The organism is Synechococcus sp. R55.2 (genome assembly GCF_047462075.1).
Taxonomy (GTDB): Bacteria; Cyanobacteriota; Cyanobacteriia; order Thermostichales; family Thermostichaceae; genus Thermostichus.
In genome coordinates this window covers 1-780 of sequence record NZ_JANSIH010000190.1, presented here as the reverse complement: position 1 = coordinate 780, position 780 = coordinate 1, and the positions used below count along the sequence as shown (strand labels likewise).

Sequence of the window (780 nt, the reverse complement as noted above, 5' to 3'; positions counted from 1 at the left end):
TCCAACCGCCCAGCCGGTGCCCCTGCTGGTAAAACAACGACAGCCCAAACAGAGCCGATCCCAACCCACCCAAACTGCTGAGGCTGGCAAAGAAAAAATTGGCGCGGTACTCCATTTCCGCCGCAATTGAGGTGCTCCAGAACAGCCACAACACCCGCAGATAGCGCGTCATCTTAGGAATCGGTCTTCCACTTACGGTAGCAGCGAGCAGTAATGAAGTAGGGGTGAAATATCTCTAAAAAGTGGCTTTGTAAAACCCGGAAAAACTCCTCAATCCTTTGCGGATCGTCCAGATGAAAAGGAAACTCGCCGTTAAACCCCTTGAAGAAATACCAGTTGATCAACAGCCTACCTTGCGGCTGTAGCCAACCATAAAACTGCCGCAACTGCTCTGCCGGACTTGGCAAATGCTCTATCACATCAAAGCAGAGGATTGTATCCAACTGCATCCCTTCTGGGAAGGTTTCTGGACAGTGGATCCGCTCTTTTAGGCCCAACTTCTCGGCCCGCAGCCGCACCAGTTGTCGATGCACAGGGTTGATGTCCCAAAAGATGACCCGCTCCACCGCCCCACAAAGGGCTGCCCCAATCGCATGGGTGCCAATGCCGCCGCCAAAATCCAGCACCAGCCCGCGGGCATGATCCGCAACCAGGCGTAAGGTATCGCCGATGTAGTCGGTGCTGCTCAGGTGCCAAGCAGCCAAGTCCAGCAAATAGGCGGATCCCACCTGATCCCGATAAAACGCATCTGCCCGATCCCAGCCAAAGTCTCGCCGGCCC

At 55.0% G+C, this 780-nt stretch carries 1 protein-coding gene; it reads right to left on the bottom strand.

Annotated elements, in window-relative coordinates; all coding sequences use genetic code 11:
* Positions 1-173: 173 nt before the first annotated feature.
* Positions 174-780 (bottom strand): class I SAM-dependent methyltransferase (locus tag NW838_RS06530; protein ID WP_414427733.1); only part of this gene is annotated, 607 nt, incomplete at its 5' end.